Raw genomic sequence first — 17,926 nt, 5'->3', positions numbered from 1 at the left:
CCGGTACGACAAACTCGCCGTCCGCTACGAAGCGACAGTGCTGATCGCAGCCATCAACGAATGGCTGTGACCAGCACTTTCACAACAGGCCCTAGTGCTCCGTAGGTTCAAATCTCCACGACAACACCACGAGCGCCACGCGATTTATGGGTGCGAAGGCGGTGGCCGGGTGGGGTGTCAGGCTCAGAAGATGCCCAAGTCCCGATTCCCGCAAGGCCGAGGCCCGTGGCGAAATGTGCCCAGTGGCGCGCGGATGACGTCCGGTTGGGAAACTACGTTCGCGGGCAGCTAAGAGCGCGAGATGATCCGAGCCGGCTGGATCGACCTGGCCTGTTTGCCGCTTCCCACTGGAGGTGAAGCGCCTGCTCCAGGGGGTGCTTCCGGCAGCCGTCCCCTTCGAGGCGATACGGAAACGTGCCCCTGGGTGACAGGTCGGCACCCGGGTCCACGGAATGGTTATCCCGGAGCGATGCGGGCGCCGTGCACCACCATCCCGGCACAGTCGCCAGGTTGACGGTTTTGGGCTGCCTAAGCGAAGCCAGCACCTGCAGAGACGTTCACTCACGAGAATGGGCGTGCAGTGTTGTGACAGCCCGTTCAGGCACTGCTCCCGCAGTTCGGCTTACCCGGTGGGCGGGAAGTCCGGCTACGGAGTCAACAGGAGACGTCAGTTGCGTGCTTTGCCGTCTGCTGCTGTACGGACTTGGTTACCTGCTGGGGCTCGCGCCGCCGATCGTCTTGCTGCAGCACGTCGGCCAATCGCTCCCACTCCCTGGCGTAGTGACTCGCCACCTCTGCAACAGCCCGTAAGCAGTGGGGTGGCACTGCTGCATCCTTGGGTGAAGCGCTGGTAGATGCAGGGCTTGTGGTCGTCCAGCAGAGTCCGCCGCTGGGTGACCTGCACCAGCAGTTCGTTGACATCGGCGGTCCGGGCGTATCGGCGGACGGAGTAGTAGTCCAGGTCCAAGTCACGGCTGACCCCGCGAAGGGACCGGCAGCTGGGCGAGGAGTTCCTGGACCGCGTGGTGGCGTTCGCGGATGGTGGCGACGATTCGGCGAGGCCGGCCGCGGACGTCGAGCATGCCGTCCACTGCTGATCACCTGCACCCGCTGACGGGATCGGCGCCGGTGACACCGAGCAGCGCGGGGCAGCGGCACGATCTCGCCGACCGGCCAGCAAGGAACCCCACGCCAGGGTCAGGCACTGGCATCCGCAGGCACGCAATCACCCGCCGGGCTCGCTGCGCGGCGACCCCGCGTTCGCCGCCCTGCGGGCGGAGCTGGCGGCGGCGACGTGTCGCGCAGACGTCAGTGACAGCGGGGGCTGGAGTGCCGTGTGTCGACGAACAGGCGGGCGGTCGCTCCGGAGCCCCCGGGAGTACGCCAGACCTTCGGGACCTCTGAGGCCGCCCACCGGGCCGCACCCTCGGCCGTGGCGGCCCGCACGATCGCCCCGTCCAGGGCAGTGGTGTCCGGGACGGCCTCGTCGTGGCCGGTGAATCGGGGCCGTCCCCGGTACTTGGGGGCGCAGTGGCGGGCAGCAGGTGACCCGCCCGTCACGTTCGGGCGGGCGGGGACGGGTGATGGCTGCCCTGGCCGATGGCGGCGCGCGCCCAGTCGCCGGGAGCCGGCGCGGCCAGCAGTCCGGCGAGACGCGCGGTGTGGACGTGTACGGCGAGCAGCACCGCAAGCCGGACATACACGCCCTCCCGACGAGACCACCCCGCAAGCACGGGAAGCAGCGGGCCAGCTCCCCGCCGGTGCGGCGGCGCGACAGGACCACCCCCACGCAAGCGGGGAGCAGCCATGACAAGCCGCTGGCATGGTCAATACATCGAGAATGCTCACCACAGCCCCGAAATCAACCCATCCCCGCACGGGCAGGGAGCAACATCACCTCGTCAGGGACGCAGCCACCACTGAAGGGACCAACCCCACAGACGCAGGGAGCAGATCAACCCTTTGGACGGGGTCGGACGTGTGCCGATCCGTCGGCCGCAGGGAGCCGCAAGCGGGGGCAAGGGCCGATGGAATACGTCAATCTCGGTGCACGATTGGTGGCTTGCCAGGGTCGGGTCACTACAAGAACAGCGGGTGCTCGTGGCGGTAGCTTCCGCCGCCATTCGGAGTGCCGTCTACGACAACTCATCGAAGACTCTCCCCATACGCCCAAAGGGGGGTGGTCGTGTGATTCCGGGTCAAGGTCGGAGCCCATGGCGGACCCACCTGGAGCTCCAGGAGCGTCGATGCCGCCTCGGTACGCGCGCCAAGGGTGAGCGTTTTCTGGGCGCCGCAGGACGAGGTGCGAATCGAAATATCTCTGATAGTAGTGGCGGAATCCCAGGCGAGAGCGTCGATGGGCCGCTGGAGCGGTCCTAGCAGTCGCAGGCGTCTCGTGGCTGCACCCTCAAGACCGACAGGTCAACGTGACGAACATCGTGCGCCTGCTGCCACTTCCATCTTCCCGCTATGGCGCACGGACACCACGTGCAAAGACCTGAAGGACCACAAGTACTGTCCCAGCCTGAGGAGTTCAACTCCGCACCCCGACTCGCCGAGCATTGGATCGCCCCAGGGAATGCGTAACTGGGCATCTGCTGTCACTGATGGCCCGCCTGCGTCGCCAGATCACGTGTGGCGTATCAGGTGTCAAAGTATCGAGAAAAGGACGCAACTGGGGTCCGGCTGCCGAGTTGCCGTACAACCTCGAACGGCTCTCGTGAGTCCTGTGATCGCGGCCCACCAATGCCACGACCACAGATTTCGGGAGGAATCCCCCTTGAAGTACTTCCGTTCGGCGCCCCTTAGTACTCCAGCCGTAGTTCGCGATCATGGCGAGTCGCTGGTCATGGTCCGTAGACGAGATCCGTACCCCCACTGGCCTCAATCAGCCAGGACAGCGAACCGCTACTGAAGGGCCAGCCCGTGGTGGCCACCTGCACCCAGCCGCCCGACTCGTCGGTTCCTGCGTGCCACCACCACCAGCTGCGGTCGTCTCCCATTCCTTCCTCGGTCGGGTCGAAGTAGTACAGCCAACCCGAGAGCGTCCACGGTTCCTGATCGACGGCCGCTCTCTCCTCTGGCGTCATGGCCCGCCATTGACGCAGCCACGCCTCGGTGTCGAAAGGCTCGCCGTGCTCCGGTTCCGGAGTCTCGGGTGCGCACCGCTGGATGAACCAGTTCGGCAGCAGCTGCGGCCAAAGCTCATCCGCCGGCCACTCAGTCATCTGCGCGACCACGCACGTGAGTACCGCACGCGCATTGGCTATGACCTGGGCCGGATCCTCGGCTGTGAACCGGCAGCGTACGAGAAACGGCCGGAGCTGGTCGTCATCCTCGGCTCCCGGTCCGGATCGAAGGCGTCGCAGCTCGCCTGTCATGGTTTCCACGGTGAGGAAGTATGCATCGGAACCGACCTCGCGACATCTCGATATCGCCACCGGTCAGGGAACACCAGCCTCTACGGCTGGGCTGTTGCTTGCCGTCGGTAGTGGCAGGCTCGGGCGCGGGCTTGGTGTCGGCGTCGCCAGTGTGACCAGCGCAGGCGGTGTGCGACGTCGTGGACCGGGCTGATCAGGGCTGCGAACAGGTGCTGGATCTCGTTTCCGGTCAAGGGGATCAGGCCGTCGAGGGCGGGCTGGGCGGGCTGGTCGTGTCGTTCGGTGGCTGCGGTGACGGCGAGGAAGGCGTGGGCGAGCATCGCGAGGGTGACCCAGCGGTGCCAGGAGGTCCAGCGGCGAACCTGGTGCTCGTCCAGGCCGGTCAGGCCTTGCCGGCCTGGAATGTCTCCTCGATCGTCCAGCGCCGCCCGGCCACCCGCACCAGTTCCGACAGTGTCGCCGGCCCGGGTGAGAAGCAGCGGTAAAAGGCGAGTTCGCCGGTGCGACGGTTGCGGCGGACCAGCAGGCACCAGTGGTCGGGCCGACCGGCGGGGTCGCGGATATCGACCTGTGCCCAGTCGTAGTACCGCTCGCCCTTCGCGCCCGCTCCAGCTGACAGTCGCTGCCAGGCCCGCTTCGGGATCCGCGCGGCCAGGGTCTTCGCCTGGAACTTCCCAGCGCGCGTGGTGATCGTGTGGGTGCTGGAGACGGCCAGGACGTAGCCGGTCCGGCGGCGTTCAAGGGTGATCCGCAGGTGGGGGTTGTCGCCGTAGACCTCGTCGCCCGCGACCCAGCGTGCGGGGGTTCCCGCGTCCAGCGCCCGCTCGACCATGCGGGCGGCGAGCTGGGGCTTGGTGGCGAAGGCCAGATCGTCCGGGATGCCCGCGCTCCGGCAGCGGTCCGGATCCTCGGTCCAAGAGCGTGGCACGTACAGGGCTCGGTCGATGGAGGCGTGACCGCGGGCGGCGGAATACACGAGATAGACGGCAACCTGGGCGTTCTCGATGCGGCCGGCGGTGCCGGTGTACTGGCGCTGGACGCCGACGGTCGCCGTGCCCTTCTTCAGATCGCCCGTCTCGTCGACCACGAGCACCGCCTGGTCGTCGGCGAGATGCTCGACGACGTAGCCACGCACGTCATTGCGGACAGCGTCGGCGTCCCACTTCGCACGATGCAGCAGGTGCTGCATGCCGTCCGGCGTCGCGTCGCCCGCATGCTCGGCCAGCGTCCAGCAGTTCTTCCTGGGCAGGTCTGACAGCAGTCCGAGCACCAACGCGGTTGCGCGACGTCGGGGTTCGACCCGAGCAAACCGGCTCGCCACGCGGCCCATCAGCTGGTCGAACATCGCCCGCCACCGGGCAGGCACTACGCTGTGCCCCGCGGCCACCGCTTGATCTTCGTTTGTCCACACAACTCACGATGATCAACGGTGGCCGCAGCCATCTCCAGACCAGCCCTGAACAGCAAGATCACGATCTACGGCTGGAGTATTAGCGCCTCAGGGCGTCCCGCCTTGGCCGCTTCCGTCGTCCTCACGGTGACGGCCGGCACAGCTCTGGCCGTCACCCCCGCCCTCGCCACCCCGTCCACCCCGGTGGCGGGCTCGGCGCCCGTCGTATCCGCGCAGGCCTCGCAGGACGCGGTCGCTCCGCTGACCGTCCCCGCCGACTCGGTGATCGTCAGCGCGGGCAGCACCGGGATGCTCACCCGTACAGGTCCGGGCAACGGCACCGCCTACCGGTGGACGCGCTACGCCGACGGCGCGACCACCGTCCTGCCGGTCAGGTCCTACCGAGGCAGCCCTGGCACCGACATCGTCGTCACCCAGGCCGGGGCGGTGTTCACGCTCACCGACATGGGCGGGGCGGCCGAACCGATCGTGATCGACACGTCGGCGTTCAACACGGACGCCACCCCGTACAAGCTCCAGCAAGTCGTCGGCACCACACTGGTGATGTCAGCGACGGTGGACGGTGTGCGGCAGCACCACCTGGTTTCCCTGGAAGGAGGCAAGGTCGTCGACCGGAAGGTGGCCGTGCCGGAAGGCCACGTCACCAGGCTCGACTATCCGGCCGGACCGGGGGCGCTGGCCGTCGTTCACCACTCGGCCGACTTCTCCTCGCGCTTCCTTTCCGTGGTGGACCCAGCTACGGGCGCGCTGGCGGAGACGTACGCCCTCAAGCCCACGACGGACATCGAGTCCCTCACCCTGACGCCGACCCATGTGGCCTGGGTGGAGAACCCGTACTCTGCGGGCAGCAGGCTGGTGGTCGCGCCGAGGGGTACCGACCAGGCCCTGGGAGTACCGCTGGACCACACAGGCTACGCAGACGGCACCGTGCTCCGGACGATCGGCGACTGGGTCGCGTACACCAAGCCCGGCGGCGGCAGCGCGCTCTACCCGAACCCGCTCCACCGGGTCACCGTCCGCTCGGCGAAGACCGGCGAATCGTTCTCGCTCATGGACCACGCCACGTCGATCGTCCCCGACGCCGACGGCGGTCTGCTCGCCCTCGGCGGCACCGTCGCCCACGGAGAGGGCCTGTACCGGATCACTCTCGACCAGGCGACCGGCAAGCCCGTCGCCACCCTCCTGCGCACCTCCGCCCAGCCGACCGCCCTCACTGTGGTGGAGGAGACCCTGCCCCCGACCGGTACCTTCGACTTCGACCGTGCAGGCGGCAAGCTGACGGCCGGCTGGACGCTCAGCCGGTTCAACGCGAAGGTTTCGCTGACGCTGAAGCACACCGCCTCCGGCCGCACCGTGAAGATCGGCAACGGCACACCCCGCGAGGGCGTCACCACCTTCCCCCTCATCTGGGACGGACGGTATGACGACGGCCTCGCCGCGTACAACGGCGCTTACACCTGGACGATGGAGGCCGCACCCGCCAATGGGATAGGCCCGTCCATCGAGCGCAAGGGCACCTTTACCCTCACCCGAGCGCCCCGGCTGCACGACTTCGACGACAACGGATCACCGGACGTTCTCGCCGTCGACGCATACGGCTACGTCACCTCGTACGACGTCCGGCAGGTCTGGAGTCTCGACGCGTACGAGGAGCCGTACGAGATCCAGGTCGGCGGCGGCTGGAACGTCTACGACCGGATCCTCGCCGCCGGCAACATCTGTGGCACCCCCAACGGCGACCTCGTCGCCCGCGACAAGGTCGGCGTCCTCTGGCTCTACGAAGGCAAGGGCAACAACAAGGCGCCCTTCGCCCCGCGCACCCGAATCGGCGGCGGCTGGGGCAACTACAACCAGATCGCCACCGGCTCCGACGTGACGGGCGACGGCCGCAACGACCTCCTGGCCACGGACAAGAGCGGGACGCTGTGGCTTTACCCCGGCACCGGCAACGCCACGGCCCCTTTCGCCGGCCGCAAGAGGATCGGCGGTGGCTGGGGCGTCTACAACCAACTCACTGCCACCGGGGACCTGGCGGGAGGCACGGCCGGTGACCTCGTCGCCCGCGACCGCGACGGCGTCCTGTGGCTCTATCTCGGCAAGGGCGACGGCACCTTCGCCGCCCGGACGAAGATCGGAGGCGGCTGGGGCTCGTTCAAGAACCTCATCGGCATCGGCGATGTGGACGGCGACGGCCGCAACGACCTGCTCGCGCAAGGCCAGGACCGCGCCACCTATGACACTGTCCTGCACTTCTACCCAGGCACGGGCCAGTGGAAGGCTCCGTTCGCCCCCGCGCAGTCCGACAACGTCGAACAACGTGCAGGGATCGGCGACCTCTTCTGACGGCTTGATCTCTCAGAAGAGGTCGAGCCGTCCCACACCCCGGAGCAGTACGACGGCCGGCTCGCCTTCAACAACCAGCCGTCGTACTGAACCCTGCAGCCGCCTCTGCACGCCAGCCTGGCTTCGTTCACATGAAGTGGCTCTGGCACAACTTCTGCGACGTCGCCCCGGGCCGTCGTGTCAGCACGACGCGCCTGTTCACTCGCAGTGATGGCCCTGCGGTCGATGAAGCGCAGACCAGGGCAGACTCCTGCCTGCACCTGTCCCTTGTCGATCGGACGACCTCATGCCCACGCCCATGGCCGCAGCCGCCGTAACAGCACAAGGCCACATCTTCGCCATGCTGGATGCGGACGGTGACGGTGTGATCTCCCGGCAGGAATACCTTGCTCGTCCCGAGCGCGCTGCCCAGGCACTCGGACGCAGCGTAGACGACCCTCTCGTCCGAAACTCTCTCGTCGCTCACGAGCAGGTGCATGCGTCAATGGACGCCGACGGAGATGGCAAGGTGACCTTCGCCCGGTACGCGACGTGGGCAGGCGGCGCAACCTTCGACGCCGCCGGCCCGGCAGGCGCTGGGATCGTTGTTCGACCTCGCTGACACCGAGGCCGTCGGAGCCCTGAACCGGGCGGAATTCACACGGCTGCGTATGGCACTCGGCAGCACCGCCGGCAACGCTGAAGCGGCATTCGACGCGCTGGACACCGATGGCGACGGGCGTATCGACCGCGACGAGTACATCAGCTCAATCCGCGCATACGTGACCGACGGCGCTTCGCCCATGGCCGAAGCCCTGCACGAAGGCGCACGCTAAGACAGAGGACAAAGCGGGAAAGGACGGCAGTCACCGCCCCTGACTTCCTCGGCCAGGGCATTCGCTGTACTGAAGCCCGCGGTGCGGGCGAGGGAGCCGGCCTGCGCCGCACGCCCGTGCTGTGAACGACGCCTACGTGGCCGCGACTCCTGCGCGAAGACCGGCTGCGGTACCGCCGCGACTGGCCCGCCCCGCGACTTCGCCCGCTTCGTCGTGCGGTAAGCGGGAATCGGTCAGGCCATGCGCTTCATCTCGATGGCGAGGGCTCCGAGGGCTTCCTTCTCGGGGCCGTAAATGGTGCGGATGTTGGCGAGTTGCTGATCGCGGGTGGCGGTCGGGTTGACATGGGACGGGCTCTCGCCCTCGAGGAGGGCCTCGAAGTCGGGGTACTCCGTGACGCGGAGGACCTGTACCTCGCAGGTCTCGTCGGTGTCCTTGATGCGGAAGCGGATGGTGTCGCCGGCGGCGAGGTCGGCAAGGTGCGGGTATTTGACCCGCACCTCGATGGTCTTGGTGCCCGCGGCGACGAGCTCGAAGTACTGGCGGTAGAGGTTGAGCTCGCGGACGCGGCGGTGCGGTCGGTCATCGGGAGGGAACGCTCCTGGGGAAGGTGCGCTGATCAGGCGGCCGATCTCGGCGGCCGCGTACGAGCGGAGGAAGTGGCGGGGGTCGGAGAGCAGGGTCTCGGCCATGGCGAGCAGCTGGTCGGCGTACTCGGTGGCGGTGCCGGGCCACTGCCGTGTGTCGAGCATCCAGGGGGCGGCGGCCTCGGGCAAGGGGGCACGGCCTTCTCGTATGAGGGCTCTCGACAGCTTGGCGCCGGTGTCGGTGACGACCTGGGGGCAGAACAGGCGGGCCGGCATCTGGGTGCGGGTGAGGCCCACGGCCTGGAGGGCCTCGTCGACGAGGTGGGAACCGAAGATCCAGTCGCCGCCCTTGACCATGACGTGCAGGGTGCCCTGACGGCTGGCCAGGGCGAGTTCTTCACCAGGTTGCGGCAGAGGGCGGCCACGTCTAGGTAGCCGTCGGCAGCGGTCGTGATCGCGGCCTCGTACGGGCCGTGATGGAGGCAGACGGCGCAGGCCATCGCCGACTCGGGCCCGCTGAGGCGGACCCGGGTGCGTTCGGCGTGCTTTTCCGCCCAGCCGCAGCCGGGGCGCAGGCAGAGGACGCGGAGGTGCGGAGTTCCCGTGGAGGGAGCGAGCCGCCGGCGGGCGGCGTCGATGCGGGGCAGGAGGCGGATCCAGGTGCGGCAGTAGTGCTCGCCGGCCTGCTGGTGCACACCGCGGCAGCGCCGCGGGCATCCACGACGCCCTGGCCGGCCACTGGACGCGTCCGACGGGCAGTTGCAGGACGAGCGGGGCGCCGGGGGCCAGGACGTGGAAGCCGTCGGCTTCAGTTGGGCCCTGGTCAGATCGTGACCGGGCCGTGGGCGGTGGCGAACTCAACCGAGACCAGGCCCGGTTCCTCATCCTCGACCCAGGTGACGTCAATCTGGTCAAGGGGATGGTCGGCCGGTTCACCAAGGAATTCGGCGATGGAAGCGGCGTCGCCGGCGATGGAGACCCCGTGGATGGTGGTGGAGGTGCGCGGGTCGGCGCTCGGGCGCTCCTCGACGGGGACCAACCATTGGAGGAAGTAGGGCAGTTGCGGATCCTCCAACAGTTCCAGCAGGCCGATCTGCTTCCACCTCAGGTCGAACCCGTCGGGGCGGACGCGGTGGCCCTCGGCCGAGGTGCGGCCGAGGCGGGTCTCGACCGGGGCCATGTCGTCGACGGATACCACCCAACCGAGCCAACCGCCGCCCCCGGCGGCGCGGCGCGCGACCGCTTGGCCGAAGGGTGCGCGGTCGGCGGCGGGGTGGTCGAGTGTGGTGACGACCTCGACGTAGGTGCCACCGCTCAAAGGGAGAATGAAATTGCGAGTGCCGAATCGCGGGTGCACGCCCCCGTCGACGAACCCGGCGCCCAGGGCCGATCCCATCCACTGGACGGTCGAGACGAAGCTGTCGCGGGCCACTGCATAGGACACGTGATCAAGTCGCACCGCGCCATCATCACCCGACAACCCACACAAATCCCGACGCCACGCCCGCCGCCACGCCCGCCGCCCCGGCCGCGTCCGCTGTGGTTCCAGCCGTGGAGCGGACCGATCATCATTATCTCGGCGGAGGACGCCCACCGCCTCACTTCAGACGATGGAACCATCCCCGCGCAGGCAGGGAGCTGGACGCCATCCGCGACAACCGCCCCCGGCCCAGCAGACTGGACCCCTACAAGCCCCACCTGGAACGACGATTTACTGAAGGATGCACCAGCGTCACCCAACTGCACGGCGAGCTGGTCGCCGAGCCAGCTCCTGTCACCTACGGCATGGTCCGAGCTCACATCGCCGCCTTGCGCGGGGCTCCGTCCGCCGCACCCCTACGGCCACCGCCGGTACGGCAGGCGAACGACTGGCTCACCCGACATCCCGCGACCTTGACCGAGGAGGACGGGGCCGGTCTGAAAGACGTCCTGGCCCGCTGCCCCGAACTGAACACTGCCGCCAGACACGTCCGCGGCTTCGGCGAGGCTCACCGGCCGCCTCGGATCCACACGTCCCACCTGGATCGACGCCATCGGCGCCAGCCGGCTGCCCGGCCGCACCGGGTTCGCACCCCACCTGCGCCGAGACCTCGACACCGTGACCGCCGGACTCACTCTCGACTGGAGCTCTGGCAGCATCGAGGGCGCCGTCAATCGCATCAAGAAGATCAAACGACAGTTCTACGGCCGAGCCGGATTCGATCTACTCCGCAAGATGATCCTGCTCCAGCAGCACTCCGTACCCCCCCCAAGATCTTTTGCCTATGGAGCCGTATCGCGCAGGTCAGGGCGGTTCCTTGGCAGTCCGAAGCCTGCCATCTTCTTTTCCTTGTAGGACAGGAAGCCCAGACTCCGGTAGAACGCGTGGTTGCGGCTGCCCTCCGGTGACGCCTCGTGGTCTGTGGACAGGAGGAAGAATCGGCAGTGGGAGTAGCGCCGCATCAAGTGCTCGACCAGCGCCCGGCCAACCCCTTGCCGGTGGTTCGCCGGATTGACCACGACGTCCTGGACGTAACAGACGTGCTCGTCGTCGGAGACGGTCCGCGCCAGTCCCAGGAGGGATCCCGATCCGTCCCGTGCCGTGATGACGAGGTGAGAGTTCACGAGACCGCGGCAGAGCTTGTCGACGTCGCTGGTGTAGCCCTCCCAGCCGACCGAGCCGTAGAGCTTCAGCACCTCAACAGGATCGAAAACGCCCTCTTCCGCTATGAACACGCCGATCCCCTCTGCACTGGTGCCGCTTCTCACCGTCAACTCGACATCACACACGTCGGGCACGTCAAGATCGATCACTGTCGGACCCGGCCGCCTTTCGTTCGAACGCTGGATGACGCTCTGCGACGGCTCCCCAAGATCTCTGCCAGAACCAAGAAATGACGGCACTACCGTGGTTCTGCGCGGATATCCCGGTGCGCAACGTCTGGCTGGGTTCCAGACTGCGGGCATGGATGAAAGCGGCAGGCCCGCAGCGTTCACGCCTGAAGTCAAGTCGAGTGAGTTACTCGGGTATTCGCCCGATGCCCGGCTTCTGGTCATCAACTGCGATGACTTCGGGATGTATCCCGCAATCAACGCCGCAGTGACGGAGTCGGTTGAAGAGGGCATCGCCAGTTCGTGCAGTCTGATGCTCCCGCCGCCCGCGGCGTCGCATGCCCTGGATCTGCTCAGGCGACGGCCGCAGGTCCCGTTCGGGATCCATCTCACCCTGGTGTCCGACTTTCCCAGCATGCCCTGGGGACCGCTGGCTGGCAGGGAACGGGTCCCCTCGTTGCTTGACCCAACAGGCGCGCTGTTTCCCCCGACGCCCGCTGGACGGGCGACCCTGCTCGGCCAGGCTCGACCTGATGAGGTCGAGGTCGAATTCCGTGCCCAGATCGCTGCTGTCGCCGACGTCGGGCTCACGCCGACCCGCACTACAAGATCCTCCGCGACTGCCGCCAGCGCGGCAACGGCCTCCACCGCGCTGTCCAGGCCGTCACCCACATGCACAACCTCGCCCTGGCCCGTGAGCAGCAAGCCCCGAAACCTGCCCTGACCTGCCCAGACACAACGTTCTGCAACACGCTTTACGAAGCGGGCATGGCCGTCGGGGCCGTCGGCTCCGGTATCCTCGCCGCCCGGACCGGATACCCCCCTGGGCCTTCACCCTCACCCTTGTCCCGGCTTGGCGCGACCGCCTGGCCGAGAGCGCGCGTCGATGACCGTGCTCCTCTTGAGCCCGGGCATGGTCTCTGACCTGTGGGAACACCGATCCAGGGCCGTCTTCGCGCCGTCTCGTCGGCTCCCTTGTCGTCCGCTGTTCACCGTTTTCGCGGCGGAACGCGGACACGAGGTGCGCCACCGCCCTTTCATCGGTCGAGCGGGCTCAGGAAGGTGAGCACGGACTCCTTTTCCTCGATCAACGGCAGGAGCGCCGCGTTGAACGGCGGGCCATAGGGTGCCGCCAAGTGGGCCTGGAAGGCGGCCTCGTTCGCGTACACCTCGAAGATCCAGTACGCCAGGGGGCTGGATTCCTTGGTGTACACCTCGAATGCCAGGTTTCCGGGCTCTTCACGGACGCGGGCGGAGTAGTTCTTGACGAGCTCGGCGACGCGTTCCTCGTTTCCGGGGAGCGCGGTGAACTCGGCCAGCAGGGTCTTCCTCATGTCCTGTCTCCTGTCTCTCGCCGGCGGCGCCGGCATGGGTGAGCGGTGCGGAGGCCGGGTTCCGGGGATCGGTCCCCCGCCTCCGCACCGTCGACGGAACTGCGCGGCCGGTCAGCCGCGGTACGACCGCACCTGCCAGACCTGGGCCCTGTCCAGGCGGGCGGAGCCGCCTTCGGCGAAGAGCTGGATGCCGTCGCTGTCCGGGTCGGGGAAGATCTGGTCCGTGATGACGGCTTCGCCGTTGCCACCGAATACCTCGACGGATGACCAGTCGACCAGGATCCGGAGCTCGACCTTGCCGTCCTTGGCCGCCAGCGGTGCACGCTGCATGCCGGGGAAGTCGCCGTGGAAGTCGACCGCACCAGAACGCGTGCGGTCGACGAACAGCTCCCCGGCCTCCTTGTCGTAACCGATGACGGTCTCCTGCCCTTCGCCGGTGCGCACCCTGAACCCGAAACGCTCGGCATCACCGAGGGCGAAGGTGGCACGGATGTCGAGCGCCTTGCCGCGGGCGCGGCCTCCCGCCAGTGGCGCGGAGCCTTCCGCGATCTGCACGTCGCGCACACGGACCGGGGTTCCGGTGTACAGCGATTCCACCGTGGACACCGGCTGCTGCGTGAGCCGAAGCCGGCCGTTCACGGTTTGCAGCGCCATCTCTCGCGGAATGCTCTGCGCGCTGCGCCAGGGGGAGGTCGGAATGTCGTTGCCGTACTGCCAGTTGTTCATCCAGCCGATCATCCGGCGCCTGCCGTCCGGGGCGTCCTCCCAGGAGACGGCCGCGTAGTAGTCCTTGCCGTGGTCGACCCACGAAGCCCGCCGGACGCTCGGGATCGCCGGCTGGTCGGCGGCGACGAAGTGGTCGGCCAGGATGTGCCCCCAGCCGGCCCGGTTCATGTCGACGATCTGGACGACGGCCTGCTTGCCCTGGTGGGCGCGCAGGTCGAAGGAGGCCCAGTCCAGGCTGCCGCTGTCCGCGCCGGTCTCGCTCTGGACGACCTTGCCGTCGATGAGGAGGTTCACCGCCGTCTCGGTCGAACGGGGGCGCGCCGGGGTGTCGGACAGCATGACCTGGTCGAGCAGGATGTGGCCCCACCCGCCGGTGTTCTGGTCGACGACCTCGATGTGTGCGGTCCGGCCGGCGAGGTCGCCGACGTCCCAGGAGGACCAGTTGAGCTCTTCCGAGTCGGTGCCGGTGGCGCTGCGCACGGTCTTGCCGTCGACCACGAGCCGGACGGCGGTGGGCGCGTCGGAGCCCGAGGGATGATTGCCACCGCCGATGAGGAAGTTGATGTGCTTCGCGGTGAGGGTGAACTCCGGCGACGTGAGGGTGCCCGTGGTCGCGTCGCCGTCGAGGAAGCTGTTCACCAGGCCGCCGCCGTCCTGGCCGGTCACCGGGTTCTGCCCGGGGACCGTGCCGCGTGCGGGGCCGCTGCCGAAGGCGGTGCCCGTGGTGGTCCAGGAGCCGTAGCCGTCCTGCTCGAAGTCGGCGAGCACCTCTCCCGCGGGCGCGGGGGGATCACCCATCACCGAGCCGGGGATGTGCGGGTGACGGCCACCGGCGACCTTGAAGTTGAGGTACGGGCTGTCGACGGTGAAGGGCGGTGAGGTGAGGGTGCCGGTCTCCATGTCACCGCTGTGGAAGCTGTCGACGAGTCCCCTGCCCTCGGCCCCGCTCGTGCCCGATGTCCCGAGGGCGGGTGCGGGGACCGGGGCGTCGCCGAAGGCGGTGCCGGTCGTGTGCCAGGTGCCGTAGTCGGCCCCCTCGAAGTCCTGCGTCACCACGCCGGGCGGCGGTGTGTACGAGCCGTCGTCGTCGGGCGTGAACCGCTTGCCGTCGAAGTCACCGACGAAGTACTGGGCGGCCGAACCACCGGCGATGCCACCGGGGTTGATGTTGACGACGAGGACCCACTTGATGCGCTTGGGGTCACCGTCGGCGGGCAGCGGGAACAGGTCCGGGCACTCCCAGACGCCGCCCACCGCGTTCTGCGGGCCGAAGTCGCTCAGATGCGTCCAGTTCTTGAGGTCCTTGGAGGAATAGAACCGGACCTTGTGCTCGGTGGACAGCGACACCGTCATCAGCCAGCTCTTGGTGGGGGCGTACCACTGGACCTTGGGGTCGCGGAATTCCTTCGACCCGATGTCGAGCACCGGGTTCCCGGTGTACTTGGTCCACGTGCGCCCTCGGTCGGTGCTGTACGCCAGGGACTGGGCCTGCTTGCCGCCGTCCTTGGAGTGGCTGGTGTAGACGGCCACCATCGCGGGGTTCTCCTTCGTCCCGAACCCCGCGGTGTTGTCGTGGTCGACGACGGCGCTGCCGGAGAAGACCATCTCCTCGTCGTCGTGCGGGATGGCGAGGGGGAGCTCCTGCCAGTGCACCAGATCCTTGCTGACGGCGTGGCCCCAGGACATGTTGCCCCAGGTGTTGCCGCTCGGGTTGTACTGGTAGAAGAGGTGGTACTCGCCCTGGAACCAGACCAGTCCGTTGGGGTCGTTCATCCAGTTCTTCGCAGGGCTGAAGTGGAACTGGGGGCGGTACGTCTCCGTGTACGGCCGGCTGTCCTCCGCCGCCGCCTGCGGGGCGACGGCGCTGACGGCGAGTGCGCAGGTCGCGGCGGCTGCGGCGACGAGGCGCAGCGGGACACGGCGGGGGGCCGGGGCTCGGCTCATGGTTTCTCCTGCACTGGGGGCGGCGGCGTCGTGTCCGCGTCCGCTGCGGTGGTACGACGCCGGGGGATTCGCAGTGCCGGGCGGTGGGGGCGACCCGGGAAACAGATGTCATCGATGACATGTGACAGCGATGACATCCGCTGGGGAGTGATGATGTGCGGGCTCAGGGCGGCGCGTCAATGGCTTGGCCCGAGTTCGTACGTGCCGCCCGTTCGGCCGGCCGTTCAGTCGGCAGCGTGTCCGGACGCGGGTGCCAGCAGCCGCAACTCGCAGGCCCATGGCGGGTTAGGCCCGGCGACACCGCAGGTCAGGGCCGCCACCCGGGAGGCGAAGACACAGGCGTCGAAGATGTCGTCGATCCGCAGATCCGTCAGCCGTCCACCGACGAGTCCCTTGGTGCCGAGGTGGTGCAGGAGCCCTGCGGTGAAGGAGTCGCCGGCGCCGACGGTGTCGACCACGTCGGTCGGGGGCGCCGGAACGGAGATCCGCTCGCCGTTCAGCGAGGCGACCACGCCACGCTCCCCGCGCGTGATCACGACGAGCGGGACGCCCGCCGCGTGCCAGACGTCGCAGGCGCGCTCGATCGTGTACTCGGGCAGCAGCAACTCCAGGTCGTCCTCGCTCAGCCGGAGGATGTCCGCGAGTTCGCACCAGCGCGGCAGACGTTCGCGGTAGGCCTCCGGCGCCACGAGCAGCGGGCGGACGTTCGGGTCCAGGGAGATCGTGGCCGTGGCCGAGGCGCGAGCGAGGAACTCCTCCACGACCCTGCCGCCGGGCTCGCGCACCAGGGCCAGCGAGCCCGAGTGCAGGCACACGGTGGAGGCGAGGTCCGCCGAGGCGAGTTCGTCCGCCGTCCACTGCCAGTCCGCGGTGCCCCGGGCATGGAAGGAGTACGTGGCCTGGCCCTGCCCGTCGAGCTCGGCAACGGCCAGCGTACTGGGCTCCGCTGCGCGCACGGCGGCCGTGAGATCGACGCCCGACACCTCGAGGTGAGCGCGGAACAGGCGGCCGAAGACATCGTCGGACAGCCGTGCCAGGAAGCGGGCGGGCGTGCCGAGCCGGGCGAGCGCCACGGCTGTGTTCGCCGGCCCGCCGCCCGGCAGGACCCGCAGGGCGAGCTCGCCCGGGGTGGGAGCGGGGACGGTGAAGGCGTCCGCGACGCATTCTCCGAGGACGGTGACCAGAGGCAGGCGCATGACTCGTTCTCTCCAGGTGGGCAGCTCGAGAAGGCTGCGGTGCAGGGACCTTTGAAAAGACTCACGGGGAACGCTGCTTGCTCTCCGTGTGAGGCGACTCGGGCGACGACGTTGCCGATTCGTGACGGCACCAAGGCATTGACGTTTCCGGGTCACGGAGTTCATCATCCTCCGCAAGCAGTGTCAACGATGACATAGGTCAACGATGACACCGCCTCCAGTGCGTTCGACAGCAGCAGTCCTTGCGCCGCAGCCCTCGATCCGCTCGGTCGTTCCTCCCCTCGTCCAGCAGGAGATCAGTCATGCTTCGCAGAAACCGCACCACCCGCGTCTCCCTCGCCTGCACCGCTCTCGCCGCCATCTCGGCCCTGACCCTGACGGCCTGTGGCTCCGGTGCGCAGGGAGCGTCCGGCGGCGGCACCAAGGTCGGGCTGATCACCAAGACGGACACGAACCCGTTCTTCGTGAAGATGAAGGAGGGCGCCGAGCGGGCCGCGAAGGACAACGGCGTCGAACTCGTCAGCGCGGCGGGGAAGTTCGACGGCGACAACGCAGGTCAGGTCACCGCCATCGAGAACATGGTCAACGCAGGGGTGAAGGGCATCCTCATCACGCCCAACGACTCCAAGGCAATCGTCCCCGCCCTCGCGAAGGCGCGCGCCAAGGGAGTCCTGGTCATCGCACTCGACAGCCCGACCGAGCCGCAGGACGCCACCGATGCCCTCTTCGCCACGGACAACGTCAAGGCGGGAGAGCTGATCGGCCGGTACGCCAAGGCCGCCATGGCCGGCAAGCCCGCGAAGATCGCCACCCTGGACCTCGCGCCCGGCGTCGCGGTGGGCGTGCAGCGCCACCAGGGCTTCCTCAAGGGCTTCGGTGTCGCGGAGGGCGACCCGGCGGTCGTGTGTATGCAGGACACGGGCGGTGACCAGGCCAAGGGTCAGACGGCGATGGAGAACTGCCTCCAGAAGGCGCCGGACATCAACGTCGTCTACACGATCAACGAGCCGGCGGCGCTGGGCGCCTACACCGCGCTGAAGGCGAAGGGCCTGGAGAAGAAGGTACTGGTCGTCTCCGTCGACGGCGGATGCACCGGAACGAAGGCGGTCAAGGAGGGCAAGATCGCGGCGACCTCGCAGCAGTACCCGCTCGACATGGCCTCCCGGGGCGTCAAGGCGGTCGTCGAATTCGCCAAGGACGGCAAGAAGGCCTCCGGCTACACCGACACCGGCGTCACGCTCATCACCGACGCGGCCAAGCCGGGTGTCGAAGCCAAGGACACCGCGTACGGCCTGGAGAAGTGCTGGGGCTGAGCCCCTCGACGTCAGGCGCACGGTGGAAGCCGGCTCCTTCCTCCTGACCGGTCGCTGCCGCGGTCG

Annotated in this window: 13 protein-coding genes and 4 pseudogenes; 7 read left to right on the top strand and 10 right to left on the bottom strand. The window is 68.3% G+C overall.

Going from position 1 to position 17,926, the window contains the following annotated elements; all coding sequences use genetic code 11:
- Window positions 1–968: 968 nt before the first annotated feature.
- From ACWGN5_RS33870 to ACWGN5_RS33855, 4 genes and pseudogenes are all read right to left on the bottom strand, one after another.
- Window positions 969–1,091: a hypothetical protein gene (locus tag ACWGN5_RS33870; protein WP_453522252.1), complete on the bottom strand. Its 123-nt coding sequence runs from the start codon at window positions 1,089–1,091 to the stop codon at window positions 969–971.
- A gap of 465 nt (window positions 1,092–1,556) precedes the next feature.
- On the bottom strand, window positions 1,557–1,703 hold the full coding sequence (locus tag ACWGN5_RS33865; protein ID WP_453522251.1) for a hypothetical protein: 147 nt from the start codon (window positions 1,701–1,703) through the stop codon (window positions 1,557–1,559).
- 1,143 nt (window positions 1,704–2,846) lie between these two features.
- Window positions 2,847–3,380: a hypothetical protein gene (locus tag ACWGN5_RS33860; RefSeq protein ID WP_453522250.1), complete on the bottom strand. Its 534-nt coding sequence runs from the start codon at window positions 3,378–3,380 to the stop codon at window positions 2,847–2,849.
- 80 nt (window positions 3,381–3,460) lie between these two features.
- Window positions 3,461–4,710 (bottom strand): annotated as a pseudogene (locus ACWGN5_RS33855) (IS701 family transposase).
- A gap of 99 nt (window positions 4,711–4,809) precedes the next feature.
- Here ACWGN5_RS33855 and ACWGN5_RS33850 point away from each other — a divergent pair.
- From ACWGN5_RS33850 to ACWGN5_RS33840, 3 genes are all read left to right on the top strand, one after another.
- A complete protein-coding gene (locus tag ACWGN5_RS33850; RefSeq protein ID WP_453522249.1) occupies window positions 4,810–7,134 on the top strand; it encodes an FG-GAP-like repeat-containing protein in 2,325 nt (774 codons plus the stop codon).
- Window positions 7,135–7,432: 298 nt separating this feature from the next.
- Window positions 7,433–7,735, top strand: coding sequence for an EF-hand domain-containing protein (locus ACWGN5_RS33845; RefSeq protein WP_453522248.1), 303 nt, complete (start codon window positions 7,433–7,435; stop codon window positions 7,733–7,735).
- Window positions 7,719–7,949, top strand: coding sequence for an EF-hand domain-containing protein (locus tag ACWGN5_RS33840; RefSeq protein ID WP_453522247.1), 231 nt, complete (start codon window positions 7,719–7,721; stop codon window positions 7,947–7,949). The genes ACWGN5_RS33845 and ACWGN5_RS33840 overlap by 17 nt, the downstream gene beginning before the upstream one ends.
- A 233-nt stretch (window positions 7,950–8,182) precedes the next feature.
- Here ACWGN5_RS33840 and ACWGN5_RS33835 read toward each other — a convergent pair.
- Both ACWGN5_RS33835 and ACWGN5_RS33830 read right to left on the bottom strand, forming a co-directional pair.
- Window positions 8,183–8,535, bottom strand: a pseudogene (locus ACWGN5_RS33835) (ASCH domain-containing protein).
- Window positions 8,536–9,359: 824 nt separating this feature from the next.
- On the bottom strand, window positions 9,360–9,995 hold the full coding sequence (locus tag ACWGN5_RS33830) for a VOC family protein (protein ID WP_453522246.1): 636 nt from the start codon (window positions 9,993–9,995) through the stop codon (window positions 9,360–9,362).
- Window positions 9,996–10,490: 495 nt separating this feature from the next.
- On the opposite strand from ACWGN5_RS33830, the gene ACWGN5_RS33825 reads away from it, so the two are divergent.
- Complete coding sequence (locus ACWGN5_RS33825) at window positions 10,491–10,871, top strand: transposase (protein ID WP_453522253.1); 381 nt, start codon at window positions 10,491–10,493, stop codon at window positions 10,869–10,871.
- On the opposite strand, the gene ACWGN5_RS33820 is transcribed toward ACWGN5_RS33825, so the two are convergent.
- Entirely contained in the window at window positions 10,799–11,329 is a 531-nt protein-coding gene (locus tag ACWGN5_RS33820; protein ID WP_453522245.1) for a GNAT family N-acetyltransferase, read from the bottom strand. The two genes, ACWGN5_RS33825 and ACWGN5_RS33820, sit on opposite strands and share 73 nt — an antisense overlap.
- Here ACWGN5_RS33820 and ACWGN5_RS33815 point away from each other — a divergent pair.
- Window positions 11,244–11,933 (top strand): annotated as a pseudogene (locus tag ACWGN5_RS33815) (carbohydrate deacetylase); the annotation flags it as partial. The gene ACWGN5_RS33820 and the pseudogene ACWGN5_RS33815 overlap by 86 nt on opposite strands.
- 14 nt (window positions 11,934–11,947) lie before the next feature.
- Window positions 11,948–12,040, top strand: a pseudogene (locus ACWGN5_RS33810) (IS5/IS1182 family transposase); the annotation flags it as partial.
- A gap of 344 nt (window positions 12,041–12,384) precedes the next feature.
- Here the strand turns inward: ACWGN5_RS33810 and ACWGN5_RS33805 are convergent.
- The 3 genes from ACWGN5_RS33805 to ACWGN5_RS33795 all read right to left on the bottom strand — a co-directional run bounded on the left by ACWGN5_RS33805 (window position 12,385) and on the right by ACWGN5_RS33795 (window position 16,547).
- Window positions 12,385–12,681 (bottom strand): putative quinol monooxygenase, encoded by a 297-nt coding sequence (locus ACWGN5_RS33805; protein ID WP_453522244.1) that lies wholly within the window; start codon window positions 12,679–12,681, stop codon window positions 12,385–12,387.
- A 111-nt stretch (window positions 12,682–12,792) separates the two neighbouring features.
- Entirely contained in the window at window positions 12,793–15,351 is a 2,559-nt protein-coding gene (locus ACWGN5_RS33800; protein ID WP_453522243.1) for a GH32 C-terminal domain-containing protein, read from the bottom strand.
- A 224-nt stretch (window positions 15,352–15,575) separates the two neighbouring features.
- On the bottom strand, window positions 15,576–16,547 hold the full coding sequence (locus ACWGN5_RS33795; RefSeq protein WP_453522242.1) for a carbohydrate kinase family protein: 972 nt from the start codon (window positions 16,545–16,547) through the stop codon (window positions 15,576–15,578).
- 302 nt (window positions 16,548–16,849) lie between these two features.
- On the opposite strand from ACWGN5_RS33795, the gene ACWGN5_RS33790 reads away from it, so the two are divergent.
- Complete coding sequence (locus ACWGN5_RS33790; protein WP_453522241.1) at window positions 16,850–17,860, top strand: substrate-binding domain-containing protein; 1,011 nt, start codon at window positions 16,850–16,852, stop codon at window positions 17,858–17,860.
- The last annotated feature ends 66 nt before the right edge of the window (window positions 17,861–17,926 follow it).

The sequence above is a fragment of the Streptomyces sp. NPDC055815 genome (assembly GCF_053616475.1).
Note: the sequence above shows the minus strand (reverse complement) of the source record. Positions and strands in the feature narration are given on the sequence as shown.